The organism is Amycolatopsis coloradensis (assembly GCF_001953865.1).
In the GTDB taxonomy this organism is placed as follows: Bacteria; Actinomycetota; Actinomycetes; order Mycobacteriales; family Pseudonocardiaceae; genus Amycolatopsis; species Amycolatopsis coloradensis.
The window spans coordinates 29,259-47,443 of record NZ_MQUQ01000015.1 but is presented as its reverse complement, the minus strand read 5'-3'; the positions used below and the strand labels follow the sequence as shown (position 1 = coordinate 47,443).

Below are 18,185 nucleotides of genomic sequence, written 5' to 3'. Positions count from 1 at the left end.
AATCTAGTGGGCCGGGTAGCGGGCGTACCACCGGTCGTCACCCGGTGCGTTCCCGCCGAACTCCGCGAGCGCGTCGTCCGCCAGCTGTCCGATCACCTCGCTCAGTTCCAGCTTCGCCAGCCAGTCCGTCTCGAGCTCTTCTTCCCCGTACATCGCACCGACGAGGTTCCCGCAGATCGATCCGGTCGAGTCGCTGTCACCGCTGTGGTTCACCGACGCGAGCAGCGCGACGTTCGGGTCCGTGGTGGCCAATGCCACGTAGACCGACATGGAGAGCGCGGTTTCGCCGATGTTCCCCTGGCCGAGTGTTTCGAGCTTCTCCGGCGTCGGGGCCCCCTTTTCGGCCAGGGCGAGCGCCTGGTCCAGCGCGACGCTCTGCTCCTCGTGCCCCTGGTACTTCTCCAGTTCGGCACGGGCGGCCGTGACGGCGTCGAGCAGTGGTTTCCCGAGCAGCAGTTCGTGCACGATCACCGCGAAAGCACCCGACGAGAGATACCCGCTCGGGTGACCGTGGGTCAGCGCCGCGCTCTCGGCGCCGAGCCGGAAGACCTCGGCGAGGTCGTCCGACCACAGCGCGACCGGCGCCGCGCGCATGATGCCGCCGCAGCCCTTCGAGTTGTTCACCGGTTTGTCCATGCCGGCACGCACGCCTGTCTTGCCGTACGCCTCCAGCTCACTGAAGCAGGTGAGGCCGGGCGCGCGACGGCTGAACAGCTCACGGTTCGTGATCAGCCAGCCGTCCGGTTCCAGGCTTGTGTCGTGCGGGCCGCGTGCCCGCTCCCACGAGACGCCCTGGGTGTGCAGCCAGCGCTGGTAGGCCATCTGGAGCGACTGCTCGACGGGAAGGGCGCCCGCGTGGGCTCTGATCAGGCCTTCCAGCGTGAACAGCGTCATCTGGGTGTCGTCGGTGATCCGGCCGATCCCGCCGTACGCCGGGATGAGGCCGGTGATCCCGGCGGGCCCGGCGATTTCCCGGATGCGGTCGATCGAATCGAATTCGGTCTTCGCGCCGAGCGCGTCGCCGAGCGCACCGGCGAACAGGCTGCCGCGCAGCCGCGAACTGGTCGCCGGATCCTGAAGCCACTCACGCATTTGTTCGCTGATCTCCTCGTGGATACCGTTTCGCGTCCCAGCGACGCCGCTCCTCGGGCTCGCGGGGCAGGCCGAACCGGTTGAAGTAGTAATAGGCGTCGCCCGCCATGGCGTCGACGGCGCCGAGACCGGAATACGCGGCGAGCCACGACTCCGGCAGGCCGGGCACGGTCAGCCTGGCACCCACCATCGCCCCGGTCAGCGCGCCGGTCACCGCGCCGCCGCGGGCGGCCAGTGCCAGCGCCGCCTCGGCGTCGTGGCCGCGTTTGGCGGCGGCGAACAACGCCCTGCCCAGCACCGAAAGCGGCGTCCGGCCGTCGCCGATGCTGTCGAACTGCTCGACGTCGTCTCCGCCAAAGTCGTTCCGGAGGTCGAGCACGGTCTTGACCAGGTCGCCGACCTCGCCGCTGTACTCGTCGAAGCCTTCGAGGAAGTTCGCCACCGCCGGCTCGCCGTTCCGGGCCGCGAGCTGGGCGCGGAACAGGTTCACCAGCAGTTCGGCGCCGTGGACGACCTCGTGCCCGGCCGCGGAACCGACCAGCTCACGAACCACCTTCATCGCGTAGAAGGCGTTGTCGGCGGGACCTTCCACGCCGCCGGTCACCGTCGCGGCCAGCGCGGTCGCCAGCATCGCCGAGAACTCGGCGGGAGCCGGGCCCGCGCCTTCGGTGGCCTTGGCCACCCAGCCGTCCGGCCGTCCGCCCGCGGGCAGCGACGCCGGGATCTCGGCCTTGTCCGGGGTCGGGTCCAGTCCTCGGATCACCGACTCGGTGTGGAACAGCAGTTGCCGCGTCAGTCCGCCCATCGGCAGGCCGTCCGCCGGGTCCGCTCCCGAGCCGAGCGCGTCCCCGAGCGCGAAGCCCACGTACGCGCCGAGAAGCCGCGGATACGCGAAGCTACCGACAGGGAGCGTCGGGTTGTGGAACTTCCCGAACGTCCAAGCGACCGGGCGCGGCTGGCCGTCGTCGTATAAGTGCGTCACCAGGCCGTTGGCGAACAGGTCTTCGGGCAGTTCCGGCAGCGGACGGCCGTCGTACTTCGCCCGGGAGCGCTCGAACGACAGCGTCGCGGCGCGGACATAGCGGGTGAGTTCGTCGGGGCTCAGGGGGTAGCCGTTGTCCCTGGCCTGGTCGACGAGGCTCCGCAGATTCGCGGTGGCCACGCCGTCGTACTCCCCGCTGAAGTACGCGGGACGTCCGACGGACTCCGGGCGCTCGGTGCCTTTCGGAAGTTCGAGATCGGCGACCTGACGCAGGGTCTCCGGGTAGACGTTGAAGGTCTCCGGCCTGCCCGGGTTCACCAGCAGGCCGACGCCGGGAGTGTCCTTCGCCCGGCGCAGGAGCACGCGAGGCTGGACCCGCTGCCAGACCGTGTACTCCGACGGGACCTGTGCCTCGGAGGTGTAGACGACGAACCTGGCCCCGGCGTCCCCGAAGTCGCGGACCTGCAGATGGCCGTCCTTCGCCGGGGCGAGCACGTCGAGATCGAGCATCCAGTGGACGAACTCCTCCGGAGTGATCCACTCGACGCGAAGGTAACCGAGGAGCGTCTCGACGTCGCTTTCCGGTTTCGGCCGTCCGGAGAACCGCGGCCCCGGCCGGTGATCCGGATTGGCGCGGACCGCGCCGGTCGGCTCGCCGTACAGCGTGTGCTGCTCCCAGCGCACGATCGCGGCCTTCGGCACGGGCAGGCCGGGGACCGCGGCGGGATCGAATTCGGGGTCGACGACCTCGGCCCATCGGGTGAACGCGTCGCTGTCGTCGCCGCCGGCCGCCGAAACCGCCATCAGCTCCAGGTCGAGCCGGATCTCACCGCCGTCGTCCGGGACGAACGCGACCGGGCTGGGGAACAGGCCCGCGCCGGGATCGGTCCCGTCGAGCCAGCCGACGGTGTTGTAGGTGACGTTCCAGCCGTCGGTCGCGCGCACCACGTACTCGCGACGGAGGCGCAACGCGCCGGTCCCCTCGCCCCCTCGGCCCGCCAGCCACTCTTCGACGCGGCTGACGGCTTCCTCTTCGTTCATCGTCCCCATTCCAGAATCACCAAGCTCACCAGCGGGGATACCGCTGCGACCAGCCGTCGACCTCGTGCAGCGCCGAATGGCGGTCGAAGTGCCAGAACGCGTCCGTGGCGATGTTCTCCACCAGGTGGCGCAGTTCCAGCTGCTCGATCCACTTCTGCGGCAGGCCGGGAATGCCGGTGCGGGCGCCGAGCAGCGCACCGGCGATGGCGCCGGTGACCGCGCTGCGGCCCGAGTGGTTGACCGCCCGCAGCAGCGCCTGCTCCGGGTAGTTCTCGAACCCGGACAGCGCCGCGAACGCGCGGCCCAGCACCGAAAGCGTGCCCTTGCCGTCGCCGATCAGCTCCGGGACCCGCAGATCGGGCAGGCCGTGTTTGCCGAAGAACGGCACCGATTCCGCGACCATCGCCTTGAGATCCGCCCAGACCGGTCCCCGCTGGTGCGGGTTCTGCTCGCTGAAGATCTCGCGGGAGGTGTTCCAGACCGGGTAGCTGAACGCCTCCGAGGTCAGCGCCGGTTCGAACAGCCAGGTCAGGTAGGTCGCCACCTCGACGTCGATCTCGCCGGGGTGGGTGACTGAAACCAGGTCACGCACCGCCTGGCGGACGCCGCCGCTCATCGCGGTGCCGGGTCCGGCCGCGGTCATCGCCGCCGGCAGCGCCGCGACCAGCGCGTCCGGCCCGCTCAGCGGCATCGCCGTCGGCGAGATGGTCGCCAGCGCGTGGTAGGCGTTCAGTTCCGCGTCGTCGGGGGTGCGGCGGACCCGCAGTTCCGGCACCTTCACCAGCCAGCCGTCGGCGTTGTCCAGCGGCGCGCCCTGGGTGTGCAGCCAGCGCATCAGCGAGTTGCGGGCGACCGTCCCGAGCGCTCTTTCGGCGTCGCGGTTCTCCGGCTGCTCGCGATGCGGGCTGCGGATCACGGCCTCGGTGTAGAACAGCAGCCGCTGGGTGAGCGGTCCGATCCGGCCGGGCAGGTCGAACGCGACAGGCAAATCGGTGACGCCGTCCGGGCCGTAGGTGCTGTGGATCTCATCGAGCCGCATCCGGTCGACGGCCGCCCCGAGAGCCTCGCCGAGCGCGAAGCCCACGTACGCGCCCGTGACGCGCTGCCAGCCGTAGCGCGAGCTGGAGCGGTCTCGGTCGAAGTACTTGCCGAAGGTGTCCAGACGCGGCTGGATCTGCCCCTCGTTGTCGTAGCCCGGCGCCAGGCCGTTCGCCCGAAGGTCGTTCGGGCGGCCGCGCGGCGGTTCCGGCCGCCTGAGCGCCGCCAGCCACGATTGGCCGAGGACGGTCTTCTGGCATTCCTCGACGCTGAGTTCGAAGCCGCGGCGGCGTGCCCGTTCGGCGGCGGCCAGCGGCGGCTTCACCGGTTCGGGCAGGCCCATCTTCGCCGCGGTGTCGGCGGCGAGGGCCGCCAGCTCGGGATCCGCTTCCGGACAGCGCTCGTAGACGTCGACGGACGCGTCCCGGCGCGGGAACTTCGACGCGGTCTCGGCGAGTTCCGCGCCGCTGACGTCCTCGAACGTCGCGGGGCCGCCGTTGATCACGAGGTTCGGCGGACTCTCGTACCCGGCCAGTGTGGCGATGTCGACCTTCCAGTACCCGTGTTCGCGGGAAGGGAGGTTCCTGGTCGAGCTGAACACCCTCAGCTCGGCACGTTCCTCGTTGAAGTAGAACCGCTCCGTCTTGCCGGACGCCAGGTCGACCGGGACGTAGACCTCGCAGCGCAGCAGCCCGATGAGCAGCTGTTCCCTGGTCAGCCAGCCGACGCTGGCGAACGACAGCAGCGTTTCGAGCCTGTTCTCCGGTTTCGGATAACCGCGGCGGACCGGACCGGCCTTGTACTCGGGGTTCTCCCGTTCTTCGCCGGTCTGCACGCCTTCCGAGTTGACCTTGACCCAGCCCGCGACGACCTGCAGGGGAACCCCTAGGTCACCGAGCCCGGCCTTCGCGTATTCGGGGTCGACGACCTCGCGCCACGCCTCCTGGCCGGGGAACGCGACCGGGACGCTGAGCCCACCAGGCTGCGGATGCGCCTGGCGCAGTTCGCCGTCCGGTTCGCGGACGAGCACCGACGGCGGCGGGAAGATCTCCTTCTCGGCATGACCCTCGTCGAGGAAGGCGATCGTGTTGTAGGGGACCGACCAGCCCTCGGGGATGCGCAGGACCTTTTCGTGGTTCACGCGCAGGCCGGCGCCGCCCGGTGCGGACACGTCCGGACCGTGGACCGCGCGCAGCCACTCTTCGACCTTGGCTACCGCTTCCGCCGATTCCACCTACTCGATCCTCTCCAGGCTGCCGTCGGACACGTGCTCGGCGATGGTCCTCGGGAGCACGTAGGCCACCGCCCCACCAGGCATGTTCGCCCAGGGGACGGTGACACCGGTGATCACGTGGAGCGGGCGGCGCAGCCGGTAGGTCCCTCCGACGCGCTCCCGTTCCAGCGGCAGGGACGTCGTGGCGAACCGTACTCCTCCGTGGTGCACCAGATTGCCGGTTTCCTCGCCGAACCGCAGTACGACCGTACCGGCGACCATCCGGCTGACGCGCTTGTTGCGGAGCAACGTGAGGGGAGGCTCACCCGGTGCCGCCTGCACCGGCCAGTCGGCGAGTTCCTTCGCGGTCTCCAGCGGGGTTTCGTGCCCGGCGGTCATCCTCGCCGGATGAAGCAGGACGGCGCCGAGAAGCTGGTGAGCCGCGTCTTCGAGCTTTTCGAAGTACTTCGGCGACACCGGGACATCGCCGGAGTAGGCGGCGACCTCCCAGCCCTTCTCGGTGAAGTTGAGGCACCAGGCACCGTCCGCGCGGTCCCCGATGCGGTACGCCTCCGGCCAGACGGCGTGCTCGCCGAGCCTGCTGACCAGGACGACCAGGAGCCCTTCGTCGGCCAAGGTGGGATTCGGCGACGTCTCCAGCTCCGCGGCGATGTCGCCCTCGGTCTTCTTGACGTCGGAGCGGCCCGGTTTCGGCCTCGGCTTGCCCAGCAGATCCGCCTCCGCCGTCCGCCGCACGAGGTGTTCGACGTACGGCGGCTGGAACCGCTGCCCCCGGATGTGCTCGACCAGGTCGGGCTCCGGCGGGATCCCGTACTTCCGCAGGTAGTGCGGCACGGACGCGTGCCAGATCCAGGTGCCGTCGGTGTGGTAGCTCTCCGGCACGTCGCCGTCGGCGTCCGGCTGGAAGATGTCCTTACCGAGCCCGCTGCCCGACAGGATCGCCGGTTCCCGCTCGAGGTACTGCGCGACCAGCGGCGCTTCGGATTCGTCCAGCTCCGGTCTGTCGACCACCGGTGGCTCGCCCTCGGTGTAGGAGTCGACGATCCGGGCGTTCCGGAATTCGACGCGCAACGGCAGTTGCGCGCGCAGCCGCCACCAGTCCGGGATGTGCTCGTCCTCGCGCGGGAACGCGGCCAGCTCGTCCGGATACGCCGAAGACGCCGGTGTCTTGGTCCAGGCCGGTTCGTCGTCGAGGGTGAAGTCGAAATCGAAGGTGCCGTCGGGTTTGAGCGTGAACCTCGACTGCAACCAGGTTCCCCGGCCGATGCCGTACATCCCGGTGCGGAGCCTGCCGAAGAGATCGTTCAGCCCGGAGTCGGGCGCGAGGTTGTGGCCCTCGAGTTCGGTGTGCGTGCCCGCTTGCCGGAAATCGGCGACCGCGGCGTGGGCGGGGTCGGTGACACCCGTCCGGATGAGCTTGCCGATCTCGACCAGCAGGCCGCGCTGCTCTTCGGGAGTGAGTTGTTCCACGTGAATCATCGCGCCCGGTCCGGCCGGTCGAAGGAGATCACTGGCTGTCCCCTTCCGCCGGTGGTTTGTATTCGGGGAAACGTGGTTCCGCCCGGAACGACGGCGGTTCCCCGGCGGCGCGGCGGGCCAGTTCGTCCTCCCACATCTTGAAGGTGCGTTTGCGCAGCGACCGGATCAACGCCGATTCCTGCGGCTCCAGCCCGCGTCCTTCTCGCCGGGCCTGTTCGTACAAGCCGTCGATGGTCTCGTAGAGCGCGAAGACCGGTCCCGCGCCCTTGAGCTCATACGCGCGGGCCCGCTCGGTCTCCTGGACGAACTTCTCCTCGGGCACCTTGCTGATGTCCGAACTCGCCATCGCCCACATGACCTCACGCACGTGCTCCGGCTTCTCGTCGAACTCACCAGTGCGGGGGTTGAGCAGGTAACCGGTGAGGCCGCCGTCGGGAGTCGACTCGATGCGGTAGGTCTTCCCGAAGTAGGTGTAGAAGGACGGGGTCTGGATCACGTGTTCTCCTCCGGCGGCAGGCCCTTCCGGAGCCCGGTCATGAACTTCTCCCGGACCCGGTCCATCAGCGCGGCCTCCAGCAGCGCCTGTTCCGGGGTCAGCCGCTTCTTGTTGTTCTCGTCCAGTGTCCGGTTGTACGTCGGGAAGTCGCGGCGGACCTCGAACAGGGCGTGTTCGTAGGCCGAGACGGTGTCGATGTGCCTCAGATGCAGCCGCAGTTCGGCGACGTGCCCGTTCGGCAGCCGGACGTTCATCTGCAGATCGCGGTACCCGCTGTCCTGCGGACTCGCGAACCGGTCGTCGAAGCTGACGATCCGGAGATCCGGATCGGCCATCACCGCGTTCAGCGCGTTGTAGACGTCGGCCAGCGTGTCGAACTGGATCTTCACGCCCACCAGATCGGTGAGTTTCGACGCGTCACCTTCGTAATCCGCGATCTTCGCCTTCGCGCGGTCGTCGTCCTTCGGACCGGGCCTGCCCGACGCGTCACCGTTGTTCTCCGCCGCGATCCGTTCGGCGATCCGGTTGAGGTCGCCCTGGTTCTGCGGCCACGCCTCCCGCTCGGCGTCCAGGAACTCCTGGATCTTCCCGGGGTCGCCCTTGTCCGCGCGATCGAATCCGGAGTGGTACTGATCGCGGGGCTCCACGTCGGCGACGATGTCGGCCGCCGCGTTCGCGAGGTCCCGTTGATCCTGGGTCAGCGGCGTGTCGCCGGGGCCGTCCTGACGGACGTCGTCGATCATCTGGAAACCGCGTTCCTCGACGTCACGCAAGGCGTCTTCGAGGATCGGGATGGCTTCCGGGTGCAGCAGCAGGCTGCCGATGGTCATCGGGTTGTTCAGCAGCGAAGCCCGCAGGTACGCGTTGTCCGGATGCTCCATCAGACGGACGAGTTCCGGATGCGCGGGCAGGTGTTCGCGGATGAAGTCCCGCATCGGCCCGACGTCGTGCTTGACCCCATTTTCGTCCTCGTGAACGGCCCGCTTCTTGTCCGGGTCGAGTCCGTCCACCGCGGCCGCGACCTCGGGATCGTTCAGGAACCGCTCGCCATCGGCCCGGTTTCCCGGTGGCTGCTCGTCGTGCGCCATGCCGTAGCCCGCGTCGTGCGGCGGCGTCACGACCGGACGGCCGTCCGGCCCGATCCGCGACGGCTGCACGTCGGGCGTGTCATCCCTGGCGAACGCGATCCTCGGGTCGACGGGTCGCGTCGGCGAAGTCTCCGTCCGCGTGGTGTGGCCGTCGGTGTGCTGCGCGGCCGGGGTTTCCGGGACGCCGACGTGCATCAGCCGCACGCCCAGCGGCGGATGCGGCAGGTTCATCAGCGCGCCCGACTGCGGATCGATGAACGCGACGCCGTCCCGTGTGTTCGCCACCATGGCGACGTGGCCGCGTTCGACGCCGTTCTCGTCGAGGTACTTCACCGCGACGACCGCGTGGTGGCCGGTCGGCAGGTCCCGCATCTCGCGGATGACGGTGTCGTAGTCGGCGCGGTCGGAGAACTGCCCGCCGAACCGCTCTTCGACGTGCTCCAGCGTGCCGCGGCTGTCCATCTCGTGCATGAGCAGCGGGTCGGCCGTCGAGTCGATGCCGTTCAGCCGGTCCATGTACGCGCCCGGCGTGCGGGTGCAGTTGGAGCGGTAGCCATTCGCCAACGCGTCCGAGTCGTTGAAGTGCGGGTTGACCTCGCCGAGCCGCGGATGCCGGTCGCGGACGTACGCGGCCTGCTGTTCCGGGCTCGCCGAACCGGCGTGGATCGCGGGTTCACTCGGCGGGTTCGTCGCGACCGCCAGGGACGAGTAGTCCCGTTCCGGGACGGGCGACTCGAGCGTGTCGTGGTCTTGGGCGGGCTGTTCGCCGTACTCGGGTCCCTTGTCGGCGTCCGCGACCCCGTGCTCCGCCGGATTCTCCGTGGTGAGGCGCGGGGTCTGCGGCTCGTCGAAGCCGCCGAGGCGCGCCATCGACCGTTCCTGGGCGAGGCGCGCGAGTTCGGGCGCCTCCGCGGCGTGCCGGGCCCGCCGCTCGTCCATCTTCTGCTTGGCGGTGTCGGCGTCGAGGTAGCGCGGGTCGCCGGGAGTGACCTCTTCGGCGTGGATGACCCACTTCGGCCGGTCGACCAGCGGCGGGGTCTTGAACTCCTTGCTGTGCACGTAAAGCTGCGTCGCCGGCTTGTTGATCGCCTCGCGCTCGCCCGGGTTCTCGGCGAGCGACGAAACGTCCTTGCCCGTCTTCGAGACGATGTGGATCTCGACGTCTTCGCCGAACTTCGACTTCGTGTCCGGCGACGTCTTGATGGTCGAGCTGGTCATCGTCGGTTCGGGGACGGTCTGGCCGACCTCGTAGTGCGCCGCCATGATCCCGGCGGCGCGCACGTCGCCCTTGGTGTCGATGCCGCGGATGGCCTCGCCGTGGAAGTCCGGCAGCTCGTGGAGCGCGCCGACGATCGCCCGGGTGCTCCGCTGCGCGTTCTCGAAGTCGGGGTGCGTTTCACCCCGGCGGTTCGCGTCGTTGATCGCGTAGGCGTGCTCGCGCGAGTACGAGTAGATCGCCTCCGCGGCCTCCGGAGAGACACGATCCTTCAGCGGGCTGGCTTCCAGGCGTTTGAGCGCCTTTTCGCGGGCCTGCTCGGCGAGATCGGCGCTGTCGTAACGGTCGCGCAGGCTCTTGTGGTCCTCCGGTGAACCGCGGAAGTTCTCGTCGCCGACGTAACTTTCGTCGAGCCGCGGCGGCGTCTCCTCGGGACCCTTGAGCCGCTCGGCGATGTCGAGGTCGGTCTTGGGCGCTTCCGGTGCTTCCGGTGCTTCCGGCGTGTGGACGTGCGGTGCGTCGCCGCCGCCCATCGGCATCGCCTTGAGGGACGCCGGGTCGTCGGGCAGCGTCGCGAGCCGCCCGGTCATCGGGTCGGCGAAGACCACCCCGTGCGGCGTGTTCACCGCGGCGACGATCCGGGTCTCGATCCGATCCTTCGACCGCGGCGAACCTTCCGGCGCGTTCGGTTCGGCGGCGGCGTGGTGCTCGAACGCCACCGCTGTCCGTGCACCCACCGGACGTTCCCCCAGCTCACGGGCGATGTCGGCGAATCCGTTCCGATCCGACCACTGCCCGCCGAGCCGATCGCTGACGTGCTGGAGCGGCGAACCACTCGCCGACGGCGCGGCGACGGCGTCGCCCCCGTTCATCCGGTCCTCGAACGCGACCAGCGCCTCGGCCGAGTTGGTCTGGTAACCGTCCTTCCACGATTCGGGCGCGTAGTAGTTGCGGGTGTTGGCCTCGCCGATCGCGGGCAGCTCGTCCATGACCAGCCGGACCTGCTGGTGCGGCGTTTCGGCGGAACCGGCGTGGATGACCGGCGTCCCGCCGTCTTCGAGCGGCTTCGCCAGCTCGGACCAGCCGCCGTCGGGAACGTGTTCCCTCGGTTTGGGGATCTCGCGGACCGGGGCGTCGGCGGCGTCGACCCAGCCACCCTTGCCGTCGGAGATCTTGGTGTCGAGGCTGGCGAAACCCTTGTTCTGGAACAGCTCCGGGTGATCGCGGCGCAGTTGTTCGTCGCGGGCGGCCTCCTCCTGAGCCAGCCGTTCCTGCTCGGCGTTGTTGTGCTCGCGCCGTTCCGCGACCTTCTGCTGGACCTCGTCCGGGCTCAGGTGGCCGTCTTCACCGGCGACGACCTCTTCGCATTCGACGATCCACTTCGGCAGGTCGTTGGGCGAGCCGTCGTCCAGCCGCTTCTTGTAGTCGGGGTGCTCGGGATGCCCGGGCCCCATCTTGACGTCGGTGACGCGCAACTGCGTCGCCGACTTCATCAGCACTTCGCGCTCGTCCTTGAGGGAGGCGAGGTCTTCGATGTGGCGTCCGGTCTTCGACTGGATGCGCATCTCGACTTCACCGGGGAAGGTGCTGCGCGGATGCTCGGGCGTGACCCGCGACGTGCTCAGCATCTGCGGGTCGACGATGACCTGACCCTTGGCGTGCGCTTCGAGGAAGCCGTGGATCGCGCTGTCGTTCCCGTTGAAGTTCACCCGCCGCGAGACGACGCCCTCGTAGGCGGGCATCTCGTTGAGGCCGGAGGTGATCGCCTCGATATGCGGCCGGAGCGCGTCCAGTTCCGGGCCGCCGTGACGCTGGGCGTGCGTGATCCGCTCGGCCATGTCGGTACGCGTGTAGCTGTGCACCGCGTACGCGCCCTGATCCGACATGTCCCGGACACGCGGGTCTTCGTGGGCATCGCGTTTGGCGAGACCTTCGCGGCGGACCTGTTCGCTCCGGGCTTCCCCGGTCTCCGGGTCGAAACCACGCTTGTCGATCTGCGTTTCGGCGAGCGCGCGGTAGGCCGCCGGATCGTCCGTGTGGAAGTCCGGGTCGGTCAGGTACGGCTCGTCGACCGTGGAAACGGTGTCGGGAGGAGCATCGACGTCCTTGGGGAGATCCGTGTCCTGGGGCACGGGCTCCGCCGGGGCGTGCTGCTGCGGCGGCTGTTGTTGTTGCTGCTGCGTCCGGTCCGGCGGGACGTTCCCGTCGTGGCCAGGGTGCGGCGCCGGGACCTGCGGCGGGCGTTGCGGCTGCGGCCCGCCGAAGCGCGGTGGCTCGGCACCGGGCGGCATCGGACGACCGGGCTGCTGCCCAGGGTGCCGGGGCGGCTGTCCGGGGTGGCCGGGTGGAGGCGGCGGCACGGGTCCGCGGTTGCCGGGGAACGGGCCGTTGCCAGGATGCTGAGGTCGCGGCGGAGGCGGCGGGTAGCCCACCGGGCCACGCTGGCCAGGGTGCTGCCCGGGCGGCGGCTGCTGCGGACGCGGCGGGACACCACCCTGCGGGCCAGGCCCCTGCGGCGGCCTGCCCTGATAACCCTGGGGCGGCTGCTGCGGTCGCGGCGGTTGCTGCGGACGCTGGCCGGGAGGCCCCTGCGGCGGTGGTTGCTGGGAACGCTGCTGTAACCGGTCGGGTGGTCCGCCCATCCGGCGATCCTGCGGATGTCCACCGTTGCCCGGATGCTGCGGCGGCGGCGGTCCCGTGGGACGGGGACCCATCGGACCCTGCGGCCCACGTGCGGGGCCATGGCCGCCACCCTGAGGCGGCGGAGGCGGGAAACCACCCGGAGGTCCCTGAGGCGGCGGCTGCATCGGCTGCCCCTGGAAGGGCATCTGGCCAGGCGGTTGGTCGAACCGCGGCTGCTGCGGCCCGTTGTTGCCGCTGAGCCCGGCGGCCTGGACGCCGTCGTGCGGCCGGTTCGGCTGCCCACCACCCGGCGGCGGGAAACCACCGGGGGCGGGGCCACTGCCGGGTGGCGGGCCATAGCCGCCCGTGTTCGGACCCGAGTTCGGCGCCATGCCGTACCCGCCGGAAGACGACCCGCCCGAAGTCGACGGCGCTCCCGTCGAGGCGGGAGCGCCACCGGAGGAGGAAGGTCCACCGGTCGGAGCGGGAGCGCCGGTCGAGGAGGGCCCACCGCTCGAAGCCGGAGCACCGGTCGGAGTCGCGCCACCGGTCGAGGAGGGCCCACCGGTCGGAGCAGGGCCACCCGTCGAGGACGGCCCACCGCTCGAAGCCGGTGCACTGGACGAAGCCGGTGCACTGGACGAAGCCGGGGCACCGGACGAAGCCGGGGCACCGGACGAAGCGGCGGGCGGCATCCCGCCGGACTGCGCGGGGCTCGAAGCCGGGCTCGCCGCCGGGGCTTGTGCGGGCGTCTGTGCCGGAGTCTGCGCGGCGGGCGCCTGCTGCTGACCAGCACCGTTGTCCGCCGCGGCCGGAGCGTTCTGGGTCTGTGCGGGGGACGCCGCACGCTGACCGTCACCGGTGTTCGCGGGAGCGTCCGCCGGACGTTCCGGAGCCTGCGCCGAAGACTGGCTGACCCGGTCACTCGGCGGCGAGCCGTCCGCCGTCCGCGCCCGCGACTCCGAAGAACCGCCACCAGAGGACGAATCGCGATCACTGTCCGAAGTGGATGAATCCGAACGCGACGAAGAAGAATCGCCACGAGAGGACGAATCGCGATTCGAAGAGGGGTCCGAAGAACGCGGAGGCGTCCCGGAATCCCCGGAATCCACACGAGGCTCCGGCGCACCATCGCCCGCCGTCGTGGCACCCGGCGTGTTCGCGGCGCGGATGTCGCCGATCTGGCTCTTCGCCCCGTCGACACCGCCGCCGACGGCTCCACCGGAAGCGCCCATCAGGACGTCCTTGGCCGAAAGCTTGTCCAGGTCACCGGTGACGGCGGCCTGCCCGACCGTGCTCGCGACCCCTTCGGCCGCGCCGCGCACCGCACCCCGCGCCGCGCTGTCGACGATCTGACCGCCCACGCTGTCGGAAAGTCCCTTGGTGGCGCCCTTGCCGATGCTGCTGCTGCCCGCGCCGACGACACCGTCGACGGCACCGCTGATCGCGGAATCCTTGGTCTTGCTGAAATCCCAGCTGTCGCGATCGCCCTTGGCCATCTGCAAGCCTTGGATGCCCGCGTCCATGGCGAGGTTCATCGCCGTGTTCTGCAGGACTTCCTTGCCGATCTTCTTCAGGCCCTCCTTGAGAAGTTTCTCGAGGAGTTCCTTCGCGACCTTCTTGAAGCCTTCCTGCGCGAGCTTCTGCATCAGCTGCCGGAAGATCATCTGGACGGTCATGCGGGTGGCGATCTGCGCGGGCGCGATCCCGGCCGTCGAACCACCGAACGTCACCGCGGCGGCCGCGAGCATCGCGACGATCTGCGCGGCGAGGATCACCAGCGAGATGATGATCATGTACTTCGTGTACTCGACGTCCAGCGCCGTCGCGTTGCACGAGTCGCCGAGGGCCTTCGAGGAATCGGCGAGCGACTTGAAATAGGCCTCGTCGCCTTCGATGAACTTCTTCCACGCCTCGGCGAACTTCTCCGCGCCCTCACCGGTCCAGCCGCCGAGGACCTCGGTGGCGCCCTTGGTCGCGGTGTCGGCGATCGGCTGGACGGCCTTTGACGCGTTGTGCCAGGCGTCCCGAAGTTCGCGGAGCTTGTCCTCGTCGCCCTCGGGCCAGCTCTCCCCGACGACGATCGGCAAGAGCCACTTGACCGCGTCGGGCATCTCCATACCCACGGCGCTAGACCTTCTTGTCCAGCGTCGTCTTGATCTCCTCTTCGGCGTTCTTGAACGCGGTCATCGACCGTTCGACGTTGTGCTGCATGCCGCGCAGCGCTTCGACGATGTTCGCGAACCCCTCGGAGGAGCCCTGCGCGCCGGGCTCGTAGTCCTTCGCGAACTCCTTGCCTGCGTCGTCGTTCCCCCAGCACTGGCCGAGTGAGTTGATCGCCGCCATCAGTTCCTTGCCGGCGTCGTCAAGCTGATCCGCGGCGATTCCCAGCTTGGCCGCGGCCGTGACGACTCCGTCCGGATCCGCGGTGAATCCACCACCGCCACCACCGCTCGTCATCAAACGCCCCTGGTCAGCCAGCTCGAAGGCGGATCTTCCTCATCGTCGTCCTGCCGGCGCACCCGTTTCGGAATCGGTTTCGGCGTGGGCGGGGCCGGAGGAGGCGGTGGCGGTGGCGGGGCGTCGTCCTTGCGCAGCAGCGGATCCTCGAAGTCGGCGTCGGACTTCACCGGCGCGGACGGCTCCTCTTCGGCGAGGAAGTCCGGGATCGCGGGCATCAGCCCGTGCAGTGAAGGTGCGCCTTCGATGAGGTCCGAGAGATCGGGCAGCCCTTCGGTGATCGGGGCCATCAGCTCGGCGACCTGCTGCTTGACCTGCAGTGATCCCTGGCGCACCAGGGTCAGCACGGTGTTGGCCAGCTGCGCGGGAGTGGTGCGCTCGAAGGCGTTCGGCTGGATCTCGAGTTTGCTCAGCGTGCCGGTGGAGTCGATGGTGGCGCGGACGAGGCCGTCCTGCGAGACCACCGTCGCGGCCAGTTGCGCCGCGGCGTCCTGCGCGTCCCGGAGCTGGGCCGTCTGGCGCTCGAACTGTTCGAGCAGCGTGTCGACCTGGTCCTTCATGGCGGCATTGCGCGCTTCGAGGCGTGCGCTGTCGTCGCCGGCCGTCGTCACTTGAGCCCCCGCAAGTACTTGATCCCGGGCATACGCCACCCGGTGTCGGTAAGCGTCACCCTAATGCCATCGGAGGAGCCGTATCGCGTGTTCTCCGTTTTCGCCCGGCGACCACGTAACCGGCGGCGCCCGCCAGGTAGAGCACGGTCGCCGCGATCAGCAGCCCAGCGGTCGAGCAAGGTGCCCGCGAAGGGGCCGACGACCGGGGCTCGTTCGGGGTGGACGTGGCCGTCGCTCGCCAGGCCGCGCCATCCGCACCGTGGGGGCTGGGGCTCGGGCCCCAGAAATTAGACGGCCGGTGCGCTTTGAGGTCGCCTCTCGGCGGCTATGCGCAGTGTGGCTCCAGCCGGACGGTATTCCACAAAGGCGGTTCTTCAGTGAGCCCGGGGGACACGGAAAGCGCACCGACCTCTGTGTCCAACGGTGCTCGTGATGCTCTTGTTCCCTGGCCGGACGATTTGTCTGCGCTCGAAGTGGGATCATGGCGGATGTGCCAGCGGACGCCGAGGTCGAACCGGGAACGCTCCTGGTCGCCGCCCCCACGATGTTCGATCCCCACTTCAAGCGGACCGTCGTGTTCGTCATCGACCACCGGGACGAGGGAACGCTCGGCGTCGTGCTCAACCGGCCGAGTGACGTTCCGGTGTACGACGTGCTCCCCAACTGGGGTGGGCACGTCGCCGAACCGCAGTCGGTGTTCGTCGGCGGGCCGGTGGAGAAGAAGACCGCCCTGTGCCTCGCCGCGCTGCGGACCGGCGAGACGGCGTCCAGCGTGCCCGGCGTGATCGCGGTGCGCGGCCCGGTCGCCTTGGTCGACCTCGACACCGATCCCGAGATCCTGGTCCCGAAGGTCCGCGGTGTGCGGGTTTTCGCCGGGTACGCGGGCTGGGACTCCGGTCAGCTCGCGAACGAGATCGAACGCGACGACTGGGTGATCGTCCCCGCGCTGCCCAGCGACGTCCTCGCCTCGCCGCACCACGACCTCTGGGGTCAGGTGCTGCGCCGTCAGGGCATTCCGCTGGCGCTGCTGGCCACCCACCCTGGAGACCTCCAGCGCAATTAAGCGGTGGCGGTGTCGGCCTTCTTGAAGACGCCGCAGGTCCCGCAGGCGCAGCCACTGCATCCGGCGGGACGCGCCGGTTCGGGCTCCGGGACGGTCGCGGCGGCGCGGTTGCCGAGCACTCCCCCGGCGGCGACCAGCGCGATCATCCCGAGCACGCCCACCACCGAGGCCAGCACGAGCCCGGACGTCGTCGGCATGACCAGCGCGGCGGCGCCCGCGAGCACGGCGATCACGGCACCGGCCAGCGTCGGGAGACCGGCGACCTTGTTGCCGAGGCGGAAGGCGTCTTCACTGCGCATCGTGGCGGCGGTGCGCACGCCCGCACCGCGGTCACGCGGCAGCTTCTCGCGCAGGCCGAGGAACCCACCCCAGCCGACGAGGACACCCAGCACGATCGGGACCAGCGCTATGACGAACACTCCACGAGGATAAGCGTGACGTTCCGGCAACCTGCCGGATACCCTGATCGACTGTGCTACAGGCCATGTCACGCCGCGTCCTGAAACCACGGAGCCTAGCCACAGCCCTGATCGGGGTCGTTTCCCTCACCCTGGTGGCGGCACCCGCCGCCCAAGCCGAACACCGTCCGTTGCGGTTGCTCGGTGAACAGATCGTCCCGAATTCGCAGCTCTACCAGGGCACCGTCGTCGGTGGCCTGTCCAGCATCGACTACGACCACCGCACCGGCGAGTACGCGCTGATCTGCGACGACCGGTCCGCCCTCAACCCCGCCCGGTTCTACACGGCGAAGTTCTCCCTGGACGCCAAGGGACTCGGCCCGGTCACCTTCACCGGCACCAAGCCGCTGCTGCGGCCCGACGGCACGACGTACCCGCCGCTCGCGAAGAACGACCCGGCCCAGCCGCCGAACATGCGGACCATCGACCCCGAAGAACTCCGCGTCGACCCGTGGACCGGCCACTATCTCTGGTCGCAGGAGGGCGAGCGGTCCGCCGCCGCCCTGATCGACCCGTCGATCCGCGAGGCGAAGCGGGACGGTTCCCACGTCCGCGACCTGCCGATCCCGGCCGGAGAGAAGATGACCGCGACCGCGGGGCCGCGGCAGAACCTCGCCCTCGAAGGCCTCACGTTCGCCGGCTTCGGCTCGCTCGTCGCGAGTTCGGTCGAGGGGCCGCTGCTGCAGGACGGTCCGGAAGCGAACACCACGTCGGGTGCCCTTTCCCGCATCACGCTTCAGTCGCGCTTCGGGCCGGTCCTCGCGCAGTACGCGTACCCGCAGGAGAAGGTCTTCGCGTCGCCGAACCCGCCCGGCGCGTTCGCGACCACCGGCGTCTCGTCGCTGCTGGCCGTCGACCAGGCCGACCCCACGCGCTACCTCGTCATGGAGCGCTCGTTCGTCACCGGTGTCGGCAACAAGATCCGGATTTACGAAATCGACACCAAGGGCGCCACGAACATCGCGAAAACGCCCTCGCTGGCCGACACCAAGAACGTCAAGCCGGTCAAGAAGCGCCTGCTCGCCGACCTCGCCGACTTCAAGTTGTCCACCGTGGACAACCTCGAAGGGATGACCTGGGGCCCGCGCCTGCCGAAGGGTGAGCGCAGTCTGGTGCTCGTCAGCGACAACAACTTCTCGGCGACGCAGGTGACCCAGTTCATCGCTCTGGCGGTCCCCGCGGAACGGCTTTGACCAGCGGGTTAAACTAGGCCCATGGACACGGCTCGGCTGCTCCTTAGCCTGCCGCGCTGACCTCGGCCGATCGGCCGGGACCAGCGCGGCGACCCCTCATGCCCTCCGGGCT

Annotated in this window: 11 protein-coding genes; 2 read left to right on the top strand and 9 right to left on the bottom strand. The window is 69.6% G+C overall.

Features of this window, described 5'->3' with window-relative positions; all coding sequences use genetic code 11:
• Positions 1–3 precede the first annotated feature (3 nt).
• Genes BS329_RS25720 through BS329_RS25685 form a run of 8 tightly spaced genes read right to left on the bottom strand, consistent with a single transcriptional unit; the run spans position 4 to position 15,359 of the window.
• The gene (locus BS329_RS25720; protein WP_076163835.1) at positions 4–1,092 is read right to left on the bottom strand and encodes an ADP-ribosylglycohydrolase family protein; all 1,089 of its coding nucleotides are present in this window, start codon (positions 1,090–1,092) and stop codon (positions 4–6) included.
• On the bottom strand, positions 1,085–3,115 hold the full coding sequence (locus BS329_RS25715) for a YrhB domain-containing protein (RefSeq protein WP_076164402.1): 2,031 nt from the start codon (positions 3,113–3,115) through the stop codon (positions 1,085–1,087). Before BS329_RS25715 ends, BS329_RS25720 begins: the two co-directional genes overlap by 8 nt.
• Before the next feature lie 25 nt (positions 3,116–3,140).
• Positions 3,141–5,387 (bottom strand): ADP-ribosylglycohydrolase family protein, encoded by a 2,247-nt coding sequence (locus tag BS329_RS25710; RefSeq protein ID WP_076163834.1) that lies wholly within the window; start codon positions 5,385–5,387, stop codon positions 3,141–3,143.
• Complete coding sequence (locus tag BS329_RS25705) at positions 5,388–6,857, bottom strand: TNT domain-containing protein (RefSeq protein ID WP_143253199.1); 1,470 nt, start codon at positions 6,855–6,857, stop codon at positions 5,388–5,390.
• 37 nt (positions 6,858–6,894) lie between these two features.
• Positions 6,895–7,362 (bottom strand): hypothetical protein, encoded by a 468-nt coding sequence (locus tag BS329_RS25700; protein WP_076163832.1) that lies wholly within the window; start codon positions 7,360–7,362, stop codon positions 6,895–6,897.
• Positions 7,359–14,408 (bottom strand): WXG100-like domain-containing protein, encoded by a 7,050-nt coding sequence (locus tag BS329_RS25695; protein ID WP_076163831.1) that lies wholly within the window; start codon positions 14,406–14,408, stop codon positions 7,359–7,361. The genes BS329_RS25700 and BS329_RS25695 overlap by 4 nt, the downstream gene beginning before the upstream one ends.
• Positions 14,409–14,418: 10 nt before the next feature.
• Positions 14,419–14,748 carry a WXG100 family type VII secretion target gene (locus BS329_RS25690; protein WP_076163830.1) on the bottom strand — a complete coding sequence of 110 codons (330 nt, stop codon included), beginning with the start codon at positions 14,746–14,748 and terminating at the stop codon, positions 14,419–14,421.
• The gene (locus tag BS329_RS25685) at positions 14,748–15,359 is read right to left on the bottom strand and encodes a YbaB/EbfC family nucleoid-associated protein (RefSeq protein ID WP_076163829.1); all 612 of its coding nucleotides are present in this window, start codon (positions 15,357–15,359) and stop codon (positions 14,748–14,750) included. The genes BS329_RS25690 and BS329_RS25685 overlap by 1 nt, the downstream gene beginning before the upstream one ends.
• 481 nt (positions 15,360–15,840) lie before the next feature.
• Here BS329_RS25685 and BS329_RS25680 point away from each other — a divergent pair, with 481 nt between their 5' ends.
• On the top strand, positions 15,841–16,422 hold the full coding sequence (locus BS329_RS25680) for a YqgE/AlgH family protein (protein ID WP_076163828.1): 582 nt from the start codon (positions 15,841–15,843) through the stop codon (positions 16,420–16,422).
• Here BS329_RS25680 and BS329_RS25675 read toward each other — a convergent pair.
• A complete protein-coding gene (locus tag BS329_RS25675; RefSeq protein WP_076163827.1) occupies positions 16,419–16,841 on the bottom strand; it encodes an SdpI family protein in 423 nt (140 codons plus the stop codon). The genes BS329_RS25680 and BS329_RS25675 overlap by 4 nt on opposite strands.
• 65 nt (positions 16,842–16,906) lie before the next feature.
• Here BS329_RS25675 and BS329_RS25670 point away from each other — a divergent pair, with 65 nt between their 5' ends.
• Positions 16,907–18,073 carry an esterase-like activity of phytase family protein gene (locus tag BS329_RS25670; protein ID WP_076163826.1) on the top strand — a complete coding sequence of 389 codons (1,167 nt, stop codon included), beginning with the start codon at positions 16,907–16,909 and terminating at the stop codon, positions 18,071–18,073.
• The last annotated feature ends 112 nt before the right edge of the window (positions 18,074–18,185 follow it).